Source organism: Thalassospira sp. MCCC 1A01148, assembly GCF_001613795.1.
Classification (GTDB): Bacteria; Pseudomonadota; Alphaproteobacteria; order Rhodospirillales; family Thalassospiraceae; genus Thalassospira.
On record NZ_LPVZ01000018.1, the window covers coordinates 29909 to 46695 of the forward strand.

The window sequence follows — 16787 nt, forward strand, 5'->3', positions numbered from 1 at the left end:
GTAGGACAAATTGTCGGGATTTGTTACCGGTCCGAACTCTGTGTGACCGGCGCAAGGGTGCTAGTCGTCGCTGGAGCTTTCGGTCGACTCAGCATCGGCCTTTTTCTTGGAAGCGGCTTTGTCAGACGGGTCAACATTGCCAAGATGACGAATAAGGTCCTCGCTGACGGCTGCAGAACGGTTTTCTTCCTGAATGCGGTCATAGAGTTCGCGGCGCAGGACCTGAACATCTTCGGGGAAGGTGAAGCCAAGTTTCACGGTTTTGCCACGCACCTCAACGACGGTGACTTCAATATTGTCATCAATGACAACGGAGTCGCCAACTTTTCGTGTGAGATAGAGCATGCAGTGTCCCGGTTTCGATAGATAGGTGACAAACTTAATTCGTCAGATGAGCCCAATATGCCCGGTTTCATAGGCGGGGTCTAGTACTCGCAGTGATTAGAACTATTCTTGGGTGAATTCAACGCTGTTTTTGGTTTTGGCACGCAACGTGCATTTGTGTTGGCAGGATTTGACGGGGCGGCAAAAACGGCCTTTCGGAAAATCCCGGCCCGATCAGGGCGTGACGTTAACTTCGGCTTTACCCGCGCACTCAATACTGAACGACGCGCAGACAAGGAGCAGGAAATGGATATCGGCAAACTTGGCATGTTCGCCAATCTCAAGGAGAAGATGGACTGGCTGACACAGCGTCAGGAAGTCATCGCGCAGAATATTGCCAACTCCGATACGCCAAACTACCGCGCCAACGATCTTAAGGAATTCGACCCGAAAAATATCGGCCGCGACCGCCAGTTCATCCTTGCGATGCAGGCGACCACGCCGGGCCATAGTCAGGGTCTTAACAAACCGCAGAACTTCAAGGACGAGGAAGTGCGCAAGAACTACGAAGTCGCACCGGGCAAAAACGCCGTCATCCTTGAAGAACAGATGGTCAAGATGAACGAAAACCAGGTCGATTATCAGACCATGACCCGTTTGTACGCCAAACAGAAAACAATGTTTATTTCGGCACTTGGCCGCTAACCGGTAATCAGAGAGTAAGAAACCATGGAACTCTACAAGGCTTTTAAAATCTCTGCTGCCGGCATGCGCGCACAGGGGACCCGTCTTCGGATTGCGGCAGAAAACGTTGCCAACGCAGACAGCTTGCCGACCGCGCCCAATCAGGATCCGTATCGCCGCAAGCTCCTGACGTTCAAGAACGTTATGGACCGCGAAGTCGGTGTTGAAATGGTCAAGGTCAATAAGGTAATGCCGGACCGCTCTGATTTTGGTATGAAGTACGAACCAAGCCATCCGGCGGCCAACGATCAGGGTTATGTCCAGACCCCGAATGTCGAAACGCTGGTCGAAATGATGGATATGCGCGAAGCACAGCGGTCCTATGAGGCAAACCTCAATGTGATCCAGTCATCGCGTAGCATGTTGCTCAAGACCCTTGATATTCTGCAATAAGCAGCCGATATAGCCGGGTACGAACACGTTTAAGGATTAAGACCGATGGTCGGAAGCTTCAACGATGCCATTTCTGCCTACCGCAATGCGGCCGCAGGCAAGACCAATACCGTTACGGAAACCGTGACCGGTACGGGCCAGTCCGTAAACCCGGGGGAAAGTTTTGCCGACATGGTGAAGGGCGCGGCATATGATGCCCGCGACACCATGGCGATGAGCGAGCAAATGACCCAGAAAGCCGTCACCGGTGATGCGGAACTGCACGAAGTTGTCACCGCCGTTTCCGCAGCCGAGGTTACCTTGCGTACCGTGGTTTCAGTTCGCGACAAAGCCGTCGAAGCGTATCAGAGCATCCTGAATATGCCGGTCTGATTGGCATTCGCAGACGTGACTGACAAAACCGCGCGATCATTCGTGCGGTTTTTTGTTCTTTTGGAACGATCCACAACGAAGCATTTGATAAGACAGGAAATCATGGCAATACCCGTGATAAATCCTGTATGAAGGATAAAGGCCCGACGCGGCGCGCAAGACAAGACGGCGAGACAGGAAGACCCAATGGATCAAGCGGAAATCATGGACGTGGCCTATGACGCGGTTTGGACACTGCTGAAAGTCACCACGCCGCTGATGCTGATTGCCCTTGGTGTCGGTTTGATCATCGCCCTGTTTCAGGCCCTGACCCAGATTCAGGAAATGACACTGACCTTTGTCCCCAAGATTCTGGTGATCTTTGTCGCGCTTCTGGTTTTGCTGCCGTGGATGATGACCGAGATGATCGAATTCATGGGCCGAATGGTTGACCACTTTATCGGGTTGCCCAACTAGCGTTAACTCCGCCGCATGCCAGCGTGAATATGTAAGGCAGTCGAAGACGACATGGATCTTCAAGAACTTCTTACGCTGAATGTTTACGTCGTCCTGATGACTTTCGCCAGGGTGGGGGCGGCTTTTGCCTTTATGCCCGGAATCGGATCCCGCGCCGTGCCTGCACGTGCCCGGCTTTTGTTTGCCTTTTGGGTGGCGGTTGTGATCTCGCCGCTGGCCGGGCCGTTATTCCCGCCACAACCGGCTGATGCGCCGTCTCTACTTGTCGGAATCGGATATGAAGTTACGGTTGGCCTGTTTTTCGCCCTGTTTGCCCAGGTCATGTTGGCGGGTATTCAGACGGCCGGGTCAATTATTGCCTATCTGTCTTCGATGGCGAACGCCTTTACCGCCGACCCGCTGTCAGGCGCGCAAAGTGCGGTGACGGGTAACTTGTTGATGCAAGTCGCGCTTGTGCTTTTGTTTGCGACCGGGATGGATCATTTGATGATTCAGGCCGTGTTTGAAAGCTATACCTTGTTCCCGCCCGGTGGTGTTTTGCCCGTCGGGGATATGAGCGAATTTTTCGCCAATGCGCTCAATGACAGTTTCGTCATCGCAATGCAAATGTCTGCACCGTTTCTGGTCGTGGCGATTTGTTTGCAAATTGCGCTGGGCTTGCTGAACAAGCTGATGCCGCAATTGCCCGTGTTCTTTGTTGCCATGCCGGTTCAGATCGCGATTGCGCTGCTTTTGTTGACCTTGGCCCTGCCATCCATGATGATGGTCTTTCTTGCATATTTCGAGACCGGGCTTGAGGCGTTTCTCAATCCATAATACCAAGGAGTAGAAATAGTCACCTATAGAGACACCTTATCGGGTTCTCTGGTTAGGAGAGGCTCGCGCGGCGATGCGGAGCACCGGAAATGAGCTACGCCGCGATCCGGAGGGCGTGATAAGGTGCCGTCCCGGTCGCGCAAACAAACTACCGGCTGGCGTCAGATCAGCTTGACGATGCACCGCATCGCCTGCACTGTTCTTCTTGGCCAATAGCTCGTTTGCACGATCTCTATTGATGAGTATTTCTGCTCCTTGGTATAAGGCCGTGACGGGCGGCGTTTTGCCCCGTTTTGCCAAGCATGGGTGTGCCAATGGCAGAAGAAGACGACAGCCAAAAAACAGAAGACCCCACAAGTAAAAAGCTTGAGGACGCGCGAAAAAAAGGTCAGGTGGCGGTTTCCAAGGAAGTCGGGAACTTCATGATCCTGTTCGGCGGTGGTCTTGTCATGACCATGCTCGGCCCGACCATGGCGGCTGGCGTGCGTGATCTGGCCTTCGGTTTTATTGAACACCCGCATATGATTGATGTGACCCAGGCGGGTGTCCCCGGTCTGTTTGAAGACGTCATCCTTGGCATGCTTTGGGTGATGGGCATCCCGTTTGTGCTTTTGGTATTCTTCGCCGTGGCCGGGCATATCGTGCAGAACGGGATTGTCGTCGCGGTTGACCGTATCGAGCCCAAGCCCGAAAAGCTTAATCCGCTAAAGGGGCTCAAGAACCTCTTTTCGATGAAAAGCCTGGTCGAGTTCGCCAAGAATGTCAGCAAGATCATATTGGTCGGTGTGGTCCTTGCACTGGTGATCATGCCCGAACTGGTGGATGTCGAACTGTATCCGCAGCTGTCCCTCGGTCTGACGCTTGAACGCCTTTATGACATGATCATCATCCTGTTGATCGCGACGGTTTCTTTGACCGCTGTGATTGCCGGGCTCGACTTTGCCTATCAGAAGTACGAGTTCAATCAGCAGATGAAGATGTCCAAGCAGGAGATCAAGGACGAATTCAAACAGACCGAAGGTAGCCCCGAGATCAAGGCGAAGGTCCGTCAGATCAGGATGGAACGTGCCCAGCAGCGCATGATGTCAAACGTGCCAAAGGCCGATGTTGTCATCACCAACCCGACGCACTTTGCCGTTGCCCTGCAATATGACATCGACACCATGGGGGCACCGATGTGTATCGCCAAGGGGCAGGACAACGTTGCGCTCAAGATCCGTGAAGTCGCCGAAGAACACAACATCACGATCATGGAAAACCCGCCGGTCGCCCGGGCGTTGTTTGCCACCGTCGAAATCGATCAGGAAATCCCGCCCGAACATTACAAGGCGGTTGCCGAGATCATCTCGTTCGTGTTCCGTCAGCGCGGCAAGAAGCTGGGCTAGCGCGGCGCGTCGGTATCTTTATCTGAATGAAAACTTGCCGGTAGCCAGTCGGGCGATAAGCAGCTAAAAGTATAGACTATTTTGTTAAGTTATTGTCGTTAAAGGCGGTCGCGTGCTGTTTCGGGGGCTTATCCTTGCTGTAAGTGTCGCATTCGTTGCGTTTGTCTTCGTCCTGATGGATGTGCTGGCAAAGGCAGGACTCGACGCGCGTCTGATGTGGATTATCGGTGCCATGGTCACGGGGGTGGCTGTCGTGGCTGTGGCGTCGCTTTCCCTGTCGGCAAAGCTTCGCAGTGGCGGTCATGATGGTCTTGCGCCGCTGATTTCGGGTTTTGCCAAATCTGACATTGGTGTTGCGCTGATTGATGCCTATGGCAAGACGATCTATGCCAACCCGGCCTTTTCTTCCAAGCTTGGTATTGATGCAGGGTCGGACATGTTGTCCGCACTTGAAGCCCGTCTGTCATTTCTGGGGATCGGCGGTGACGAACTTGCCGAACTTCGCACACGGGCGATGCGCGGCGAGGGCGGCCAGATGTTTGTTGATCTGTCGCGCTCTGACAAATTTGCCGATGATACAGGTGCTTCTGACAACGAAGGTTCCGAAGAAACCGGCGAGGACAACGAAGACGACCGCACCGAGAATACAGAGACATCCGCCAACGGTGCTTGTCTGAGGATTGCTGTCACGGCGGCCAATGCACGTGCGGGTCAAATGCTTTGGACTGTTGACGGGGTTGATCAAACGGTCTTGGCCGATCGCGACGCGTCCGTGCTTCTGCCGTCAGACGAGCCACAGCAAAGCTTTGCCCTTTCTGCGCCACAGGCACCTGAAATGGCGGCCAACCTGCCGGTTGCCGCCGCCCAAGGTGGATTTGAGCATGCTGATCAGATGATCGAACGCCTGCCGGTCGGGGTGTGCGGGCTCGATGAAGACGGGCGCATTATTTACCTTAACCGCCGCCTTGCAAGCTGGCTGGGTGGAGAGCCCGAAGACTTCAATGACGGCACGGTTGAGCTCGCCGACCTGATCGTTGGGGACGGTGTGAATGGTGAAGTCAAATTCAAGGTGGCCGGTGGCGAGCCCATTCGCTGCTTTGTGACCCACTCAATCAATGCGCCGGGCACAGGGCCTGTGCGCAGTCAGGCGGTGGTCTTCCCGGACCCGATGCCGGCCCACGAATGGGAACATGCGCTTGCCGAAACCGAACGTCGCGTGCGCTGGTTCTTTGATGAAAGCCCGCTTTCCATTGTTCTGGCGGATATGTCGGGCACGGTAACTGATGCCAACCGTGCCTTTATTGTCACCGCCGGTCAGACACATGACAAGGTCGTCGGGCGTTCGATCCTGGAGCTGATCGTTCCCGAAGATCGCGACGAAGTGGCGCGCTATTTGTCCAAGGCTGTGATGGGAATGGGCAAGGGCGGCCAGATTGAGGCCCGCCTTGCCGGTGCGCGCGGTGTTGCCGCACAGATTTATCTGCAACGCGTCGCAGGCCGTTCTGGCGAAGCCGGTGCGCTGCTTTTGAACTTCCTTGATACGACCGAACAGAAGAACCTTGAGGAACAATTTGCCCAGTCCCAGAAAATGCAGGCTGTTGGCCAGCTTGCCGGTGGGGTGGCACATGACTTCAATAACCTTCTGACGGCGATGATCGGTTTCTGCGATCTTTTGTTGTCGCGTCACGGGCCGGGCGATCCGAGCTTTGCCGACATCATGCAGATCAAACAGAACGCCAACCGTGCGGCCAACCTTGTCAGGCAGCTTTTGGCGTTCTCGCGGCGTCAGACATTGCAGCCGAAAATCATCAATATCACTGATGCGCTGGCCGAAATGTCCAATCTTCTGCGCCGCCTGATTGGCGAGAAGATCGACCTTAAGGTGAGTCATGGGCGTGACATCGGATTGGTCAAGGTCGATCCGGGCCAGCTTGATCAGGTGATCATCAACCTTGTCGTCAATGCGCGTGATGCCATGGCAGGCGAGGGCGGAACGCTTACGGTGCAAACCAGCCCCGAAATCATTGACGAACCGACCGCGACCGGTACCGAGATCATCCCGCCGGGGGATTATATTGGCATCAAGGTGACCGATACCGGTATTGGCATTCCCAAGGAAAACCTGACGCGCATCTTTGAACCCTTCTTCTCGACCAAGCAGCGTGGCGAGGGTACCGGGCTTGGGCTTTCGACCGTGTATGGGATCGTCAAGCAGACCGGTGGTTTCATCGCAGTCAACAGCGAAGAAGGCAAGGGCACGACCTTCACCATTTATCTGCCGCGCTATGAGGCATCCGAGCAAGAGCTTGCCGAAACGCAGGCCGTGATCGAAGAAACCCCGTCACGCGACCTGACCGGAACCGGCGCGATCCTGTTGGTCGAGGACGAAGACGCGGTGCGCACATTTGGCGCCCGGGCGCTGCGCAGCAAGGGATATGACGTGCTTGAAGCCAATAACGGCGACAACGCGCTTGAAGTCCTGAACAATACGGACAAGACAATCGATCTGGTGATTTCGGATGTCGTGATGCCGGGCATTGATGGCCCGACACTTATTCGCATGCTGCGCGAACAAAAGCCGGAACTCAAAGTCATCTTTATATCGGGCTACGCCGAAGATACCTATCGCGACGAACTGGACGAAGAAAATGGTGTTCACTTCCTGCCCAAACCGTTCTCGCTCAAGGATCTCGCAACCAAGGTCAAGGAAGTGCTTTAAGCGCTTTGGCGTAAACTGACCGAACAGAAATGAACAAGGCGTCTGGTTCTCAGACGCCTTGTTTTTTGGTTCATGCGGCAATGTTTTCATCAGTCGGGCCGAAAAATTCGTAGTGAATGCGATCGGTTTCCACACCGCGTTTTGCAAGTGCATATACCATTGTGCGCAAGAACGGTTTTGGACCACACAGGAAAAAGTCGGCATTGTGAAACGGCGTGTTGGCCGATAGCCAGTCTGGTGAAATATATCCGTCCTGATCATGCGTTTTACCACAGAGATCATCGTTCGTCGGGTCGCTATAGAACGTTGCGACAAACATCTTTCCGTGCTGCTTTGCGACTTGGCGGACATGTTTGTCCATCGCATGTGTCCGGCTGTTGAGCGCACCATGGACATAGTACGTTTCAATATCAGGGTAATGTGCACCGATAGTTTCTGCCATACTGACCATCGGCGTCAGGCCGACACCCGCTGACAACAATACAACAGGGCGTTCGGGTTCATCGGGCAGGAAGAAATCACCAGCCGGGGGCGTCAGGTCAATAACATCACCAATCTGTGCAGTTTCATGCAAGAAGCGCGACCCGCCTTGGCCGTTTGGCTCCAGCTTGACGGAAATCCGATAGTGATCATTATTTGGTGCGCAGGATATTGAATAGTTCCGCTTGATCGTACGTCCATCTTCGAGCTTAAGGCGCAGCGTCAGATATTGTCCGGGACGATGGTCCAGAACAGGTAACCCATCGACCGGTGACAGCGTAAAGGATGTGATAACGTCACTTTCTGGCTGCTTTGCCGTTATCTTGAATTTGCGCCATCCGTTCCAGCCGCCTTTGCTGTTTTCAAGCGTTGTGCGGATGTCGGCTTCACGATTGATCAGGATATCGGCAAGAAACCAATATGCTTCTCCCCAAGCCTCAAGAACCTCTTGCGTGATATCGGGTGCAAGGACTTCTTCAATGGCAGCAAGAAGTGCGCGGGCTACATAGTCATAATGTTCGGGCAGAATATGATAGCCGATATGTTTGTGGGCAATGCGTTCAACGACCGGAACCAGCGCATCAAGTTTGTCGATATTCTGTGCATAGGCAATGAGCGCGCCTGACAGGGCATGAACCTGTGATCCGTTATCACCTTGGTTGGAGTGATTAAAAAGCGCCCGGATATGGTCATCCTGAAACAGTTTTCCATACATCACCGTTGTGATGTCGCTGCCCCGCGCGGAGAGGGCCGGGACGGTTGATTTTACCAGTTCGATGGTGCGTGGAGAAAGGGGGTTTGACATTGCAAAATCTCTTTTCAGGCTTCGGTTAAAGACAAGGGTAACGGTTCGGCACTTCGGACGAAGTGCCGGTCACGATGCGAAAACGTGACGGAGGCAAGCTCAGTCAGGCGTCTTGAAGACGCTGATCCGGTTTTGTGTCAGGGATGAATATCGGCATGCTGGTGTCCGTGACACGGTTCATACATGACCGCCTTTAGGCGAGACGAGATGCGCCGGGCCTTGGTCTGCATGATCATGGCCACTTCCGGGGACAGCAATTCGTCGGTGGTGGCTGTCCATATTGCAAGCCAGCGATCAAACATGTTCGGGGTAATCCGGTCGGAATGCAGCGTATGCATCACAAGCGGATTTCCCTTGTAGCGCCCGGATGCCAGCATCAGTGACGACCAGAAGTCTTCGAGGCGGGCGAGGTGTTCGTCCCAATCTTCAACAATGTCATCAAAGACCGGCCCAAGTTCGGGGTCCTTGCGCACGCGTCCGTAGAATACCGACAACAGTTCTGTGATCCTTTGCGGGGGGAACTCATCAACATGTTTCATGACGACCTCTTAATAAGTATTCTAAATGCATATATAACTATAAATATGCATTGTAAATACCAATTTTATGACATCGCATTTCAAACTGAGCGGTTGCAGTCTAGTGATTTGATATGAAGTGACTTATTTGGCGTTCATGCTGATCAAAAGATCAAACATGCCGCTCTGACGTTTCAAAACATCCGCCAGCGTGACCTGATCCAGGGTTCTGAAAAACGATTCTTCTGCATCTTTCAGGACAACCGCCAAGCCACAGGCAACTGACAGCCGACAATTGCCGCGATCTTCACGCATGCATTCGACAAGGGCAGTCTGGCTTTCAAGTTTGCGGACGAGTGTGCCGATGCAAATTTGATCAGGCTGTTTTGCCAGGGCGATCCCGCCGCTGCGTCCCCGGATTGTCTCAATATAACCTTCATTGGCCAGCCACTGCGTGACCTTGGCGAGATGGTTGTATTTGGCACCATGCAAGTCGGCTATTTCGCGTGTCGACATGAGGCGTCCGTTGGCGGCGGCCAAGTGCATCATGACGCGAAGGGCATAGTCAGTGAAACGGTTTAACTGCATGAATTCATTCTACAGATAAAAATGCGCATTTGGAATGCAAATATTTCTGCGTGGTCACAAGGCGATGAGAACCGGCCGGTCAATGTTGTGACGTTTAGCCTGCCAGATAAAAGATCGACGCCCCATAAAGGGCCAGCATCGCCACACTTTCCCAGCCGATATTGCCCATGCCGCGTCTCTCGCGGTTGAGCATGCCCAACAGCAACACGCCGCTCATCAGGATAACCAACGCGATGGTGAACAGGTGCTGATTGCTAAAGGCGGCATAGATTGACCCTTCGCGATAGGCGATGTCAGATGCCGCCAGAAACAGCACATCAAAGGCGTTGCCGCCGATAATGTCCCCGACCGCCAGATTAACAGCACCAATGCGCACTGCCGCAATGGCCGAGACAAATTCTGGGAAGGACGTTGAAATCGCCGTCAGGAAAGTTCCAACTGCGGTCTCGCTGATCCCTGTTTTGGCAACAATGGCAAGGCCAGCTTGACCGATAATGTGACCGGCAACCGCCGTTAGCAGGGCAAAGGCAAGGAATTCGGCCCACAGTCTTGCGCTGGTTTCCGGGTGACTGTCATGTCCATCCTGTTTGGCATCTTCTTCGGTCAGGTCGGTTTTCTTGGGGTGCCACATCGGCTCGTCGCGGATCTCCGACAACAGACTCAGGCCAAACCCGTAAATAATGAACAACAGGATGGATGCCGGATGAATATGGAAAAAAGTCCAGTCCGGTCCGGCATAGGCCAGAACCGGCACGGAAAGCATGCTGACAAGCAATGTCGTTTGCGCAAGGCCGGTTGCGCTGGCAGCGGCATGTTCAAGATTGCCCTTGCGGTAAAACAGATCGGCAATCGCCAAAAACGTCGTTTGGGCCGCAATCCCGCCAAGCGCATTGCCAATGGCAAGATCGGTATGCCCCTGCCAGGCGGTGGTAACCGAGAGGACACTGCCCGGAAGACTGGTCGACATGCCAACAAACAGCGCCCCGGCGATGATTTGCCCCATGCCCGTGCGTTCGGCCAACTTGACCGCCACCCCCGCAAGGCGGGTTCCGGCAAAACCGATGATCAGCGTGCAAACTGCAAAGGTCAGCACAATCATGCCAAGCGACTGCTGGCCAAGGTCAAAGGGCATATACGACTTTCCACAAACAGATAAGGCTTGATGATGTAACTACTGGCAGGCTTGCTTGTTCCCTTGGCATCGGGTTTTGTTTGCCAACGCAATGTTCGTGGTTGGCAATTCACGTTCGCGGGTCTTTTCTCAATCCATGGAATCCTGCACCTGACCCTTGTTGGGCCAGCGTATTTCGGCGGGTTTGGCCAAACGGCGTGTTTCGTGCTGGTCAAACCAAATATTCCCACGTATCGTCTTCCCAAAAGGGGCAACTGACCCGAAAAAAATTAATCCCGATAAGATTGAATCAAGAAACTTCGGGGGCGGCATAACAAGAATAATGAAACTGCCGTGGGGGCTGTATGGTGCGCAATTCAAAGTATCGTTTTGTCAAAATTTGCGTGCTCGCAACAATTGGCTTTGTTGCCCTGCTGCTGTCCTTTGGGCTTTTGCCTTCTGCCAGTGCCGAGCAAAGATGCCTTCGGATCGCGATGCCGGAAATCCTTGCCGATCAATGGAAAATCGATCTTTATCATCAGGTTATGAAGGACGAGGGGCTTTGCGTTTATCCCCGTATGTATCCTCAGGTCCGGGCTGTTTATGCCCTGCGCCTTGGCAGGATTGATGGTGTTTTCGCTGCACGGGATGATTTGCCCCGTGAGGCAAATGTCGCGATGGTGCGCGGGGACGTACTGTTGGGGGCGCTAAACGGCTATCTGATTGTGCGAGATGGTCCCGTCAAAGGTATCGAAGACCTTGGTGACGAGGTGCTCGGCGTGCCGATTGGCGCGACATGGTGTGACAAGCTGTTGGGAGACTATCCGAACGTTGTCAAAGTTCCACGCGGCGCATCAATGTTGCAGGAAATGCTGGCCGAAGGGCGAATAGATGCCATGCTGCTTGATGCCTATTCGCTCGGGACCTCCGGGGGCATACCGGACGGGTACAAGGCCATCACAGTTGATCATTTCGAAGTTCATAGCTGGCTAAAAGCAGAGTATGCCCAACTCAAGCCGCAGTTCGACCGGGCTACCAGCACCTTTCTTGCCGCGCTTGCCCAATAGGGCGTCTGATACGCTTCAGTCATCAGTAATGACGTTGGCCTTTGATGTGCGCATTTGCCCGCCAAATCGGGATTTGCAAATATCGGTTTCGTCGGGCGCTTGTCGTGTGGAAACATGCGCGACTTAGATGATCATCAAAACCTATACGTTTGCCTTATCCTGGAGATAAACAGGCGCTTGCAGGGGCTTTTGGATTGCGCTTATAGTTTTTCCCATAACGGCAAAAGCCGAACCTAATAATCAATGATAATGACCCGACCGCATTTAAATGACGGCGGGCAATCAGGAAGGTAAAGCAACCTGTCCCACAACGATTGGGATTGATGTTGCCTTGGGGGTATTAACATGGCGCTTCGCAAGCCAAATGCGATCGTTCGCTCGTGGATGTTTGCTGTCATTCTTCTGACGGCGCTTTTCCTTTCATTTGAACTTTTGCCATCGGCACGTGCCGATGAGGAAGTCTGTCTCAAGATTGCCCTGCCGGAAATGGCGGACCATGACCGTTCTGCCGAACGATATCGCGCGGCAATGGCCGAGGCGGGCTTGTGTGTTCAGCCGGTTTGGCTGCCCAACAAGCGGACGGCGGTTTCGCTGAAGCGCGGTGAAATTGATGGCGTGTTTGCCAGCGGGGATACCATTCAACAATCCGCCGGCGTGCCGCTTGTCGCCGGAGGAGTCGTGGTCGGGCGTCCCAAAAACGTGCTGATCACCGCAGATACAACGATCCATGCATTAAGCGATCTTAAAGACAAGGAGATCGGGGTATGGCTTGGTGATGATCGTGGCAAACAGGAACTGGTTGGCCTTGCCGATATCGTGATGGTTCCCGGTGGGGCGGACATGATGTTGCGAATGTTGCGCCTTGGGCGGCTGGACGGACTGTTGATTGACGATTTCTCCCTTAATCAAAGTTCAGGTGTGCCTGAGGGCTATCGCACGATCGAACTCGAAGCCCATACGACATACAGCTGGCTTCGTAAGGAATACGAGGCCCTGTTGCCGCAATTCAATCGCGGAACATACCTTTTCCGAGCTTCGCTGGAACCGGAAACGGGAACCGAAACAAAGTCGTGAATCTCCAGACCTGATCTGATAAGTTGAAATTGTATCATCTTATCTAATGTTTCAGATCAGGCTTGGAGTCCGCTTTATGCGGTTGTTCGGTACCGCTAGTGTGTTGATTGCCCTTGTGATTCTCATCGGGCAGCCAATTTCAGTAAGAGCACAACCGTGTTTGCAACTGGCTGGCCTTGAAGATGCCATCGGCAGAGAAGTCGGTGAAAAGCTCGAACACATCTTTGTCGGTCATGACCCCTGCCTTTCAGTACAATATATGCCTGCAAGTCGTTCAGAGACTATGCTTCTGAGTGGTCAGATTGACGGCGATTTTCCAAGGTTGCCGGAGTTTGCGCCGTATGTCGGCGGCAAGGCAGTAATGGTTCCGGTCCCGCTGATATCCGGTGATGGGATGTTGGTAACCTCTGATCCCACCATCACATCGATTGATGATCTTGGTGCCGTGACATTGGGGCTTCGGCGTGGCACGAAATGGTCGCTGGAGGCCTCTGGCGCGCATATCAACCGGATCTTTTTACCTTCATATGACATCGTCGTTGATATGTTTCTAAGAGGTCGTCTGGATGCGTTTCTGATCGAAAGCAATAATCTGAGACAGTATGAGGCGCAATTGGTTTTTGCGACCAGAACCCTGGTCAGACACGGCCGTGCCTATCTTTGGCTCGCAAAAAAGAACGAAAAATATCTGCCAGAAATCACGCGTGTGCTGAACCAATCTGATTTTCAGGCTCTTGATATCTACGATCGATAAACATCAAACACCGTCTGGCCGCTGTGTTGCGCCCTCAAGACCTTCATCAAGACCATCATCTGATCAGTCTATTTTCCGTTATGCGGCCTAAGACATGTCGGCCAATGGAAGCTTGCGTCTTTGCCGGGTAATAAAATCCATTGCAAATGATGTAAAACTTCGCTGTATGACAGAGGCAGGTATGCGTCACCACGGCCTGCACTCATAACCGGCATCAAAGTCGGACAGACAAACCATTTTTTGGAAACGCCCCATGATCCCCCTGTTTGGCGAAGCTGCCGCCCTAACTGCTGCGCTCTGTTGGGCGACATCGAGCATGATTTTTTCCAATGTTGGCGGCAAGGCCGGTGCACAAACCGTCAACCGTGGACGTCTGGCATGTTCGATCTTTTGTCTGACCTTTTTGCACTGGATACTTGAAGGGCAGCCATGGCCAAACGCCGTCACGTGGGAACAGCTTGGCTGGTTGTCGCTTTCCTCGGTGCTGGGGCTGGTGATTGGTGATGCCATGCTGTTTCAGGCCTTTGTTCTGATTGGGGCGCGACTGTCGATGTTGTTGATGTCGACGGTCCCGATCATGGGCGCGATTCTGGCCTGGATCCTGTTTGATGAAACACTTCGACCGATTGAAATCACCGGAATTGCATGCGGTGTGGGCGGGGTCTTGATTGTCATTCTTGGCAAAAAGGGCCGGCCGATCGGGCTTGAGGGGCGCAATTACGTCATTGGCATTTTGTTTGGTCTGGGTGGCGCGGTCGGGCAGGTCGCAAATCTGATCACCGCGAAATATGCTTTGATCGATGGTTATTCCGCTCTTTCCGCGACCTGGATCAGAACACTGGTCGCGGTGATTGCCATGTGGGGACTGGCGGTCATCCTTGGCCGGGTGCGTCGGACTGTTACGGCCTGTATCGCGCCGGATGTTGGCAAATGGCTGTTGCTAGGCGCCCTTGTCGGGCCTGCCATCGGTGTGTGGCTTTCGATGCTGGCGGTTCAAAATGCCAATGTCGGTATTGCCTCAACCCTGATGGCGCTGCCGCCGGTTATTCTGATCGTCTATGAAGGCCTGATCCTGCGCAAGCCTGTCGGGTTTCAGGCCGTGGCAGGAACGTGCCTTGCGTTTGGCGGGGTGGCCTTGCTGTTTATGCCCTGATCAGTCCGACGGTTTCCGGGCGATCTGGCGACGCTGCCAAAGCAAAAGCCCGCCAAACAGGTTGGCGAGGATGCTGCAGCCAAACAGGATGCTTGCCCAAAGCGGCAAATCAAACAGGGCGGGTGTGCCCTGGATGGTCGTTGCGGTCATTGCCGACGCGCCAGCAGCTTTCTGGCCGCCCGCCGGAACGGCAGTGGTATCGGTTGGTTGATAAGTCAATTGCACAACATGCCCCATGCCATCGGCCACCTTGAGGTGGAGTTCACTTGGCGCATCTTGTGGCGTTGTGCTGCCAAGCCCAAGGGAGAACTGACCGATCCGGTCCGTACGCGCCTTTTGCCAGACCTTGCCGTCCTTGGTTGTGACAACAACCTCGGCAAAGGCCATCGGGGATCCGTCAGTATATCGGAAACCATAGGTCTTTGTTTGGGCGCTGTCTTCGACCTGCCAACCAGCACCATGGGCATGGGCCGATGTCGAAGTGGCCAATGGCCCCGCAATCAGCAGGGCCATCAGAACCAAAAGGTGATAAAAGGCGATCCGTGCCATCATCATTCATCAACGGCAAAGGAAAGAGTCGCGCGGAGGTTATGGTTGCCAACGCCTTCCTCGGCATCGGGCATATCGGCTGCGACACGCACAATCCACAAACCCGGGGCAGAAACCCGGATCTTGGCAATACCGCTGCCATCTTCAGTGCTGAGTGTTTCGGTCGCATAGGCCCAGGAGGACGGTGTTTCGGTAAATCCGCCGTAGGTTGCCAGCACCGATGTCGTCAACGGGTGGCCGTTTAGCAGAATCCGGAATTCTGCATCCTCGCCAACCCCGGTGTCACGCGGGTCGCTGAGCGGGACAATTTCAAGCATGTCGCCAATCGGTTTGGTGACAAAATCAGAAGTGCTTTCGCCGCCAACCAGAAGTTTGGCAAACTTTTCATAGCGGGTCGATGCAATGGCGTCCGGGTGCTTGTCAGCACCCCCAGCCTGCCAGCCATCAGGGGTTTGTGACCAGACAACACCCAGACGATGCGCGGCAATCCAGCTGGCTGCATTGGGAATTTCAAAACTGCCGATCAGGTTGGGAGCGTCGTCATTTTGGGAAATCGCAATGTCGTTCGTGCCATCGGCGGTGATCAGTGTGGCGCGGACATCATTCACGCCTTCTGCTTCTTCGGGAAGACCAAACTGATGGGTAGAATCAAGAACAAGTGTCGCATTCTCGCCCGGTTTTGCGTTCGCAGGGGTGTGGCTTGCCATGAATTCATGGGCGCTTGCCGACATGCCGATCAGGAATGTTGCCGCACCAATCGCCATGCTGGCTGCGAACTTTGATTGAAACATTTGCGATCCTTTGGGAAATTGGTTTTATGGGAGAACAATGTCGGGTATGAATTTTTCAAAAAAGATCATACTCGTCAAGCCGTTGATTTTGAAAGGTAGTCAATATGACCCGCGTGACCGTATCGATTGAAGACGATCTGATGGAGGCGTTTGACGCTTTTTTGGATCATCGGGGGTACACCAATCGGTCCGAAGGGTTTCGCGATCTGATTCGTGAAAAGCTTCAAAACACCAAGTTGGAAGAAAATGCCGACGGGGTCGGGATTGCGGTTCTGAACTATGTTTATGATCACGAAGAACGCATGCTGGCATCGCGTTTAATGAGCACACAGCACGAACACCACAATCTGACCGTCTCCACGGTTCACTTCCACATTGATCATGATACCTGTCTTGAAAGCGTGACCTTGCGCGGACGCCTTTCCGAAATTCGTGCGTTTGCAGACAAGGTATTGGCACAACCCGGTGTGCGACATGGGCAGCTTTACTCCGTACCGGGAGAGCTTCATGTCGAGACCCATCACCATGGCGGTGATCACGAAGGTCACCCGCACAAGCACGAACATCTGAAAATTTCGACCTGATTTTCAGGCGTGGCAGCGCCCAGTGGCCGGGAGGGCGCTGTCTGAGGACGCCGTGCGATGGCTCTAAAACCGCAAGGCATTTGACAGCTGCGCCTCCCATCCCC

19 protein-coding genes are annotated in these 16787 nt (G+C 53.8%); 12 read left to right on the plus strand and 7 right to left on the minus strand.

Annotated features, from left to right (window positions below; translation table 11 throughout):
- Window positions 1-60: 60 nt before the first annotated feature.
- Window positions 61-345, minus strand: coding sequence for a carbon storage regulator CsrA (gene csrA, locus AUQ43_RS06655; protein WP_062955485.1), 285 nt, complete (start codon window positions 343-345; stop codon window positions 61-63).
- Window positions 346-453: 108 nt separating this feature from the next.
- Between csrA and AUQ43_RS06660 the strand changes: the two genes are divergently transcribed.
- The 7 genes from AUQ43_RS06660 (at window position 454) to AUQ43_RS06690 (ending at window position 7209) form a co-directional block, all read left to right on the plus strand.
- Window positions 454-1029, plus strand: a complete 576-nt coding sequence (locus AUQ43_RS06660; RefSeq protein WP_232310610.1) for a flagellar basal body protein — start codon at window positions 454-456, stop codon at window positions 1027-1029.
- 24 nt (window positions 1030-1053) lie between these two features.
- Window positions 1054-1461, plus strand: coding sequence for a flagellar basal body rod protein FlgC (gene flgC / locus AUQ43_RS06665; protein ID WP_033068901.1), 408 nt, complete (start codon window positions 1054-1056; stop codon window positions 1459-1461).
- A 45-nt stretch (window positions 1462-1506) separates the two neighbouring features.
- Window positions 1507-1833 carry a flagellar hook-basal body complex protein FliE gene (gene fliE / locus AUQ43_RS06670; protein WP_062955486.1) on the plus strand — a complete coding sequence of 109 codons (327 nt, stop codon included), beginning with the start codon at window positions 1507-1509 and terminating at the stop codon, window positions 1831-1833.
- 186 nt (window positions 1834-2019) lie between these two features.
- Window positions 2020-2289, plus strand: coding sequence for a flagellar biosynthesis protein FliQ (fliQ, locus tag AUQ43_RS06675; RefSeq protein WP_062955487.1), 270 nt, complete (start codon window positions 2020-2022; stop codon window positions 2287-2289).
- A 51-nt stretch (window positions 2290-2340) separates the two neighbouring features.
- Window positions 2341-3105, plus strand: a complete 765-nt coding sequence (gene fliR / locus AUQ43_RS06680) for a flagellar biosynthetic protein FliR (protein WP_062955488.1) — start codon at window positions 2341-2343, stop codon at window positions 3103-3105.
- A gap of 314 nt (window positions 3106-3419) precedes the next feature.
- On the plus strand, window positions 3420-4490 hold the full coding sequence (flhB, locus tag AUQ43_RS06685) for a flagellar biosynthesis protein FlhB (protein ID WP_062955489.1): 1071 nt from the start codon (window positions 3420-3422) through the stop codon (window positions 4488-4490).
- Between the two features lie 112 nt (window positions 4491-4602).
- A complete protein-coding gene (locus AUQ43_RS06690) occupies window positions 4603-7209 on the plus strand; it encodes a PAS domain-containing sensor histidine kinase (protein ID WP_062955490.1) in 2607 nt (868 codons plus the stop codon).
- Between the two features lie 70 nt (window positions 7210-7279).
- Here the strand turns inward: AUQ43_RS06690 and hmpA are convergent, their stop codons facing one another.
- The 4 genes from hmpA to AUQ43_RS06710 form a co-directional block, all read right to left on the minus strand.
- Window positions 7280-8494 carry an NO-inducible flavohemoprotein gene (gene hmpA / locus AUQ43_RS06695; RefSeq protein WP_062955491.1) on the minus strand — a complete coding sequence of 405 codons (1215 nt, stop codon included), beginning with the start codon at window positions 8492-8494 and terminating at the stop codon, window positions 7280-7282.
- A gap of 137 nt (window positions 8495-8631) precedes the next feature.
- Window positions 8632-9033, minus strand: a complete 402-nt coding sequence (locus AUQ43_RS06700) for a group III truncated hemoglobin (RefSeq protein ID WP_062955492.1) — start codon at window positions 9031-9033, stop codon at window positions 8632-8634.
- A gap of 123 nt (window positions 9034-9156) precedes the next feature.
- The gene (locus AUQ43_RS06705) at window positions 9157-9600 is read right to left on the minus strand and encodes an Rrf2 family transcriptional regulator (protein WP_062955493.1); all 444 of its coding nucleotides are present in this window, start codon (window positions 9598-9600) and stop codon (window positions 9157-9159) included.
- A 94-nt stretch (window positions 9601-9694) separates the two neighbouring features.
- Complete coding sequence (locus AUQ43_RS06710) at window positions 9695-10732, minus strand: sodium:calcium antiporter (protein ID WP_062955494.1); 1038 nt, start codon at window positions 10730-10732, stop codon at window positions 9695-9697.
- 383 nt (window positions 10733-11115) lie between these two features.
- On the opposite strand from AUQ43_RS06710, the gene AUQ43_RS06720 reads away from it, so the two are divergent.
- The 4 genes from AUQ43_RS06720 to AUQ43_RS06735 all read left to right on the plus strand — a co-directional run bounded on the left by AUQ43_RS06720 (window position 11116) and on the right by AUQ43_RS06735 (window position 14759).
- Complete coding sequence (locus AUQ43_RS06720) at window positions 11116-11778, plus strand: hypothetical protein (RefSeq protein ID WP_147250459.1); 663 nt, start codon at window positions 11116-11118, stop codon at window positions 11776-11778.
- A gap of 345 nt (window positions 11779-12123) precedes the next feature.
- Window positions 12124-12852: a hypothetical protein gene (locus AUQ43_RS06725; protein WP_062955497.1), complete on the plus strand. Its 729-nt coding sequence runs from the start codon at window positions 12124-12126 to the stop codon at window positions 12850-12852.
- Between the two features lie 76 nt (window positions 12853-12928).
- Window positions 12929-13606 carry an ABC transporter substrate-binding protein gene (locus AUQ43_RS06730; protein WP_147250460.1) on the plus strand — a complete coding sequence of 226 codons (678 nt, stop codon included), beginning with the start codon at window positions 12929-12931 and terminating at the stop codon, window positions 13604-13606.
- A 253-nt stretch (window positions 13607-13859) separates the two neighbouring features.
- Entirely contained in the window at window positions 13860-14759 is a 900-nt protein-coding gene (locus AUQ43_RS06735; protein WP_062955499.1) for a DMT family transporter, read from the plus strand.
- Here the strand turns inward: AUQ43_RS06735 and AUQ43_RS06740 are convergent, their stop codons facing one another.
- Window positions 14760-15308: a hypothetical protein gene (locus AUQ43_RS06740; protein ID WP_114129864.1), complete on the minus strand. Its 549-nt coding sequence runs from the start codon at window positions 15306-15308 to the stop codon at window positions 14760-14762.
- Between the two features lie 2 nt (window positions 15309-15310).
- Window positions 15311-16099: a DUF4198 domain-containing protein gene (locus AUQ43_RS06745; RefSeq protein WP_062955501.1), complete on the minus strand. Its 789-nt coding sequence runs from the start codon at window positions 16097-16099 to the stop codon at window positions 15311-15313.
- 104 nt (window positions 16100-16203) lie between these two features.
- Between AUQ43_RS06745 and nikR the strand changes: the two genes are divergently transcribed.
- A complete protein-coding gene (nikR, locus tag AUQ43_RS06750) occupies window positions 16204-16683 on the plus strand; it encodes a nickel-responsive transcriptional regulator NikR (protein ID WP_062955502.1) in 480 nt (159 codons plus the stop codon).
- Window positions 16684-16787 lie beyond the last annotated feature (104 nt).